Below are 6,916 nucleotides of genomic sequence, written 5' to 3' on the forward strand. Positions count from 1 at the left end.
ATCCATGTGCTGTGGGCTTTTATTTTGGTTTGTTAATTCCTATCAATCGGTGATGCCATGAGTTTTAAAGATCAAGTAATCAACCTGATCATCCAAGGCCGCGACTTGTTCTCAAGCGAGGCGGCTAAATCAGAAAAGGCATTGCAAGAGTTAGCAAACCAAAGTGAAGTCTTAAACGAACGCCTAGATGATTTAAAGCAGCAACAGGCTGCAATCAAGGCGATTGATGATCTCACCGCCGCCATCACTAAAGGCGAAAAGGGTTTTATCGATGGCTCGCGCGCGCTCGAACAATTCAGCAAAGAGCAAAAGCAAGCCGCGCAGAATTTAAAGCAACTTGAGCAGGCCCAAAAAGAGGCGGCAACCTCAACCAGTAAACTTGAAACTGAGTACAGCCAAACCGTTGCTGAGCTAAGCAAATACGATGAACAGCTGGCCGCTGCCCGTGCTGAGGTTGAGCGCTTAACTGCGACGCAAGATAAAGGCGCTGAGGCCAGTAAAGATCAAGCGCAAGCCCTTGCTGCTGCGAATGCCGATTTACAACAGCTCGAAACAGCGCAAAAAAATACTGCTTCCAGTGCTAACCAACTGGCGACCGAGCTTGAGCAAGAGCGCATTGAGCTTAAGCAATTAAGTAGCGAAGTTGATCAGGCTAGCCAGAAAAAGGCCGAGTATGCACTTAGGGTTAAAGGCGCGCGCACTGAGTTAAATCAACTCGGCTCTAGCCTTGGCCGCAATAAGGCGGAGTTAGACAAACAACAAACCGTGCTCAATAAAGCCGGTATTGATATGAATAAGCTGGCTGATGCCAGCAAAGACTTAAAGACCCAAGAAGCCGCCGCTGAAATCGCGATTAAGGGCGTAAACGATAAGCTTGCTCGCCACAATAAATTGCTCGATGAAAGCAAAAAATCATCGAGTGATTTTGGCGGTAGCATCAAAGCCGCAACGGGCTCACTCATTGCGATGGCTGGCGCGTATGTTGGCGTAGATCGCCTATGGGAAAGCCTAAAGTCAATCCTCACCGCAGGCGATAAAGCGGCCTCTTTTAGTGCGCAAATGACTGCCATGATGGGCAGTATTGCAGGTGGAGAGCAAGCAACGGCGTGGATCAAGGATTTTGCTAACCGCACAGGTACCCAGCTCGATAGCGCTAAGCAAGCCTTTGCATCGTTAAAAACCTTCGGCATTGACCCCATGAATGGGGCGTTGCAATCGATGGTCGATTACAACGCTAAGCTAGGCGGTAGCCAAGAAAAGCTAGAAGGCATTATCCTCGCCACAGGCCAAGCGTGGGCCAAGCAAAAGCTGCAAGGTGAAGAAATCCTGCAGCTGGTAGAACGCGGCGTTCCCGTGTGGGACTTACTGGAAAAGGTCACTGGTAAAAACACGGTCCAACTGGGTAAGCTGAGTGAAGCGGGCAAGCTTGGCCGTGAAGTGATGCAGCAACTGTTTGACGAAATGGGCAAGCAAGCCAATGGTCAAGCGGCATTAAGTCTCGATCGGTTAAGTGGTCAGTTAAATCTTCTCTCGAATAAGTGGGAGTCGTTTAAGCAGATCATTGCTGATTCTGGCGCCTATCAAGTGGCGATTGATTTACTCAAAGACATTAACACCAGTTTTGATCAGTTAAATCAAAGCGGCAAGATTAAGGCCGCAGCACAAGATATCAGTGACTTTTTCAAAGCCATTTTAAAAGATGGTGGCGCAAGCCTTAAAGGCATGTTGGAAAACATTACTGCCTTTGCTACTGGGCTTAATGTTGTCGCGGGTTCCATAAGGCTAGTGTTTAACGTTTTCACCTCTGTGGTGGCTACATTTGGCGCCGCAATAAGTGGCGTGTTCGCCCTTATTCTGCAAGGTTGGGCGACGGTCATTGGGGTGTTTGGTGGTGATGAGTTAGCGCAAACTCTTCAAACCCAAGCGAACGCGCTTAAGGCTGTCTCTAAGGCTTATCTTGATCAAGTCGAGCAAGATGCCCGTGATGCGACTGCTGCACTTAAACAAATGGGTGTTGATATCCGTTTAGACTCGGATGGCACCACTCAGACCCAAGTTGATAATGCTGAAAAAGTAAAAGCGGCAGTTAAAAGCCAGCTTGAACAACAGATAGAAGCGAGTCAACAAGCGGTGGCAGCGGCCGAAAAAGCCAATGAATCTGCAACTAAAGAAGTTGATGCATGGAAGGCTCGCGAACAGGCGGCTAAAGAGCATTACACCGCATTAAAAAACTCAGGTACAGCAACCCTTGCTGAACTTGAGGCGGCGCAGATCCAACTTGAAAACGCCACATTGCGCCTCGGTGATGTGCAGTTATCGCAGCTTGATAAGCAAGACAAGCTTGCTTTGTCTAACATGGAGTTGATGTGGGCGACTATTGATTTAAGGAAGGAGCAAAACCAGCTAGCGCAAGATCAACTAAGTAAAGTGCGCGATGCCTTTATCTCTGGACAAGCCTCGGTTGATGACTATCAAGCGGCGCAAGATAAAGCTAAAAAGACCGCGACAGAGTTGGCAAAGGCACAAACTCAGCTAACTGAAGAAGTTAAAAAAACTGATGCCGCAACAAGTGCCTACGAAGCTGCCATGCTAACGGCTGGTATCAAAACAATTAAGGTTTTACGTGACCAAGCTGCCGAGGCCAAAAACACTTTTGATTTAGTAAAAAAAGGAACAGCTGAAGGAACCGCTTCTACTTATGAACTAAACCAAGCGTTTTTAAAGTATGCCGAAGCTGCGCTTAAGGCCGAACAAGCGTCGTTAAAAGTAGGTCAAGCAAGTGATGGGCAGGTTGAGGCTAGCCTAAGGCAACAAGCTGCGACTATGGGGCTTGCGGGCGATATCGATAAACTGATTGCGCAATATTCTCGATTAAAAGATGCCCAATCTGGCTTAGGTGATAACACTCAACAAACGGCTGATAATGTAAAAAAAGGTTCTACAGAAATAGGTACCACCATATCTAATACCATGGATACGGTAGAAAAGTCAGCCGAACAAGCTGGCATTGGGTTGCAGTCTATTGCCCAATATTTTGCCGATATTGGTACCGCCATATATGAAAACGTAAAAGCTTTAAGTGATGGTGCTGCGCGTTACTTCAACACCATTGTTTATGGTGTGCAGAACGTGAAAAAGGAATTTGGTGATCTTGGGCAAGTCGAAAACGAAATAGAACGTTTAACGGGTGTTATTTATGAGCTTGATAACACGTTAGCTAAAACGGTTGATTTTGTCGGGCTTCGCACCTGGGCACTTGAAACCGAGAAAGCTGGCAAGATTGCCGAACGCGCTTATTATCGGCAAAAGCTTGAACTGCTTAATCTAGTGGATGCGCTCGATAATACCGATAAAGCGAATCTCAGCATTATCAACAGCGCAACACGAGCAACTAAAGCGCTTGATCTAGTGAATGATCAAGATATGTCTTTGCTCACTTCCGCACTGGAAAGCGCCAAACAGCGCATGGACTCTCTGCGCGATAGTGCCGAGTCCACGCTTAAGTCACTGCAGGATGAGCTTGATGGCTACCTTGGCCGTCAAGATGAAATAGAAAAACGCCGCTATCAAGAACAAGTTGCCGATCTTAAAGAACAACTCGCCGCTGCAGAACGCACAGGCGATAAGCAGCTTATTGCCGATTTACATGAAGCAGAGCGAACGCTAAAGCAAGTTTATGAGTTCCGCACTGCTGAAATTAAAACCCAGCAAGCCACCGATAAGCAAAGCGCTGCCGAAGCGAAGAAGCAAGCCGAAGCCAGTGCCGCGACTGCTAAAACTACCGCTCAAAATCAAGCAACCGTTACCGTTAACACGCAAGCCAATACCCAAACCAGCACGCAATCTGTGGCTAACACTTCAGATATGCAAGTGCTGCAACTGCAGGTTGGCAATAGCACCTTTAACGCCCAAATGAAGCGCAGCCTCGTCACTGAATTGATGAACGAGATCAAACGTCTGCAATCTGTTGGCGGTTAGCCAATCCTGTTATTCGCCCCATTTAATCAAAGGTCCTTATGACAACCATCGATGAGAACGATATCGCGGTGGATTTGCTGTGGCTAAACCGCGACAACACGCCCCGCGTGGCGGCCAATATGAAGCGCGCCTTAAACGGTGCGCCATTGGTGCAGCAAACCATTATCCCAGCCGGTATTGCCATGGAGTTAGGCACCAAATCGGGATGGATGCTGCGCACTGAGTTTGAACAACTAAAAGCCCATGCCGCCACTACGCTAACCGCTTTCACGTTGGCCTATGAAGGCACCAGTTATAACGTGGTTTGGGATAACACTGCAGGCTCGCCCATTACGGGTGAGGATTTATTTGACGAAGTTGGCGGGTTTGAAAAGCTCACTAACGTGGTTCTTAAGTTTCTGACTTTATAGGCCGTTTATGACTATTACCCGTTTAGATTTAAAAGTATTTAAACCTGAGTTACTGGGTTCAAGTAATGAGGCTGGCGGCCAACGGACTAAGAACGCCGTGCAGTCAGGCTTGCTTAACGAGCTATTTTCAGCGATATCCGATATCGACCATGCCCAATCCAGTATCGACATTGTAAAAGCGTTCCCTGCGCTCGATACGCCAGACACCAGCACTTTGATTGATGCACATGTGTTTATCAGTGAGCCACCGATAGACCCATTAGTTAACGTATTCATGATCGAGTCTGCGGCGCTGGATGATGAATCTCGCATGACGGATATGAAAGAGATCATTGAGTCGTCAGTCACTGCAGGAGAATTGATCCGTGAAGGTGGTCCCGGCTTCCTTGTGAACCAAAACTCGTTTTCCTCAGATTACCTGCAGTCATCATATCGATTTAACGACCGCGACTATTGGAAAACAACTTATCTGCAGGTTGGCCAAGTGATCTGCATCACCGTGGAATATCCTGGTATTGAAAACGTGGCATGGCCACGCAAAACCCATTTCGGCAAAGTCACGCGTACCAGCATAGTGAACGGTGCAGTGGGTACCGTAGTATTCGACCCGCCGATCCCTTTTGCGACACCCGAACCCGGTTTGCAAATCAATGGCCAGAGTAAATGCACTCGCTTGCGATTATCTAACACTGCATCCCCATTGAAATTCCACGGGGTAACTAAGCTGACTGCCGCTGCCAGCGGGGTAAGTTTAGCTGTGGGCGCGACTCAATTATCGTTACTACCAGCGATCACCACCTTAGCGCCAAAGCCCGGCAATACCATCACAGGCGGCAGTGATAACGGCGATGCCACTGTTAGCCAAGTGATCCGCAAAGTGATTAGCCAGCCCAGCGCAGAAGGGACGTATAGCTATACCTTCACCACAGCGGATTTACTGATAGATACTGATGTTGTCACTGCAGTTTCTACCGAGCCTTATGGGGTTTTCGCCGCGAGTAATTCATTAGTTCAGTCGATTACTGTCGGAACGGGGAACGTGACCGTTACGCTGCGGCCTGATGTGCGCTTTGCCTATAATCCCACTGTCTCGCTCTATTATGTTTCTGCATATAAATACAGCATTTACTCAAGTGCTAATGTATTCCCAGCGAATAAGCAGCTAACGGTCGGCAGTATCAAAGGCCGCGCTGTGTTTGCTGATAGTAACTATGTGCCTCAGGACGTTTTTGAAAATGTGAATAGTGGTATCGGTAAGTTGTATGACACCACTGAATTGCTGGCGACCATTGATTATTTTACAGGTGTCGTTACCAAGCAAACGGTCAGCCGTGGTGATTTTGAATTGAGCTATTCAGGTTTAGTTGAATCAACTACTGCAGCGGCTGCCGGCGATACTACGGCTAAATTTGCCTTGAGTGTGGCTAATCCATTGTTAGAGAGCTTTTACGTGCAGGTTGAGCGGATATCCGATCACGCCATTATCAGCGCCTCATCTGACAATCAAGGCGTGATAACTGGCAGTGGCATTAGCGGCACTATCGTAGATGGTTTGGTTGAACTGTTATTTACCAATCCGGTGGATTTAACCACGCTGCGCTATGACATTACCGACCAATTGCGCCAGCTACCCCCCGCTGAGATTTACGGGCTAAACCCACTGCGTATTCCCAATGATGGCATTGTCGATATGTTCAGACGCTGGGGCACTGTCGCGTTGTCTCATACCCAAGTGCAGCAAGTCACAGGCTCTGTCGGCACTGTGTTTACGATTCGTGAAAATGCCCAGTTTGTGGATATTACCGATGCCAATGGTGCCAGCCTATGGACCACTAACAATGACCATTTCACCGTAAACAAGGTGGCCGGAACGGTCACGATTAACAGTGATTTTACGGGGTTTACTGCGCCGTTTGTGCTGAGCGATACCATTATGGAACTCGGTCTAGTGTCATCGTTTACAGGCAATAGCCTTGTGTTGGCCAAGCCCTTAGCCCGTGAATATCCAGTAGGCACCACTTTAGCCAGTGTGCAAATCCTTGGTGACCTGCAGGCGCGTGTTGGTAGAGTGCGGGATATGACCGCTTGGGCCAACAATTGGGACCTTGATGGCGACCCAGCAACGGGCAACGTGAATGCGGTTGATTATCCGTTTGAAGTCAAAAATACCACTGCAGTGAATGAAGATTGGGTATTGATTATGACCTCAGCTACCGCATTTCGCTGTGTTGGCCGCCGTCTTGGCCAAATTGCCACAGGTGATACGCTGAATGATTTTTCACCGATTAACCCACTGACAAATGCCCCGTACTTCATCATTCGCTCAGGTGCATGGGGTGGCGGTTGGCAGCAAGGCGAAGCGATTCGTTTCGCCACGTTCGCGGCCTCAAATCCGATTATGTTGCTACGCAATGTGCAGGTTGGCCACAGTCAAATCACTACAGATAAAGCCGTGTTGTCATTTTTCGGCAACGAGTCATAGGAGTAATTGCAATGGGATTACCAGTAACTGTTTATCGTTGGGATGA

Annotated in this window: 3 protein-coding genes; all 3 read left to right on the forward strand. The window is 48.1% G+C overall.

Features of this window, described 5'->3' with window-relative positions:
• Window positions 1-57 precede the first annotated feature (57 nt).
• From Q4Q57_RS15035 to Q4Q57_RS15045, 3 genes are read left to right on the forward strand one after another with little or no spacing between them, the layout of a single operon-like run.
• The gene (locus Q4Q57_RS15035; RefSeq protein WP_311891263.1) at window positions 58-3,978 is read left to right on the forward strand and encodes a tape measure protein; all 3,921 of its coding nucleotides are present in this window, start codon (window positions 58-60) and stop codon (window positions 3,976-3,978) included.
• Window positions 3,979-4,016: 38 nt separating this feature from the next.
• Entirely contained in the window at window positions 4,017-4,388 is a 372-nt protein-coding gene (locus Q4Q57_RS15040; protein ID WP_263238524.1) for a hypothetical protein, read from the forward strand.
• Between the two features lie 7 nt (window positions 4,389-4,395).
• Window positions 4,396-6,870, forward strand: coding sequence for a hypothetical protein (locus tag Q4Q57_RS15045; RefSeq protein ID WP_311891264.1), 2,475 nt, complete (start codon window positions 4,396-4,398; stop codon window positions 6,868-6,870).
• Window positions 6,871-6,916: the final 46 nt, after the last annotated feature.

It is taken from the genome of Shewanella sp. SP2S2-6 (assembly GCF_031931965.1).
Lineage (GTDB): Bacteria > Pseudomonadota > Gammaproteobacteria > Enterobacterales > Shewanellaceae > Shewanella > Shewanella baltica.

Bases quoted from the DNA above. Each gene is read 5' to 3' on its own strand.
- Q4Q57_RS15035 (WP_311891263.1), top strand. From the start codon at position 58: ATGAGTTTTAAAGATCAAGTAATCAACCTGATCATCCAAGGCCGCGAC.
- Q4Q57_RS15040 (WP_263238524.1), top strand. From the start codon at position 4,017: ATGACAACCATCGATGAGAACGATATCGCGGTGGATTTGCTGTGGCTA.
- Q4Q57_RS15045 (WP_311891264.1), top strand. From the start codon at position 4,396: ATGACTATTACCCGTTTAGATTTAAAAGTATTTAAACCTGAGTTACTG.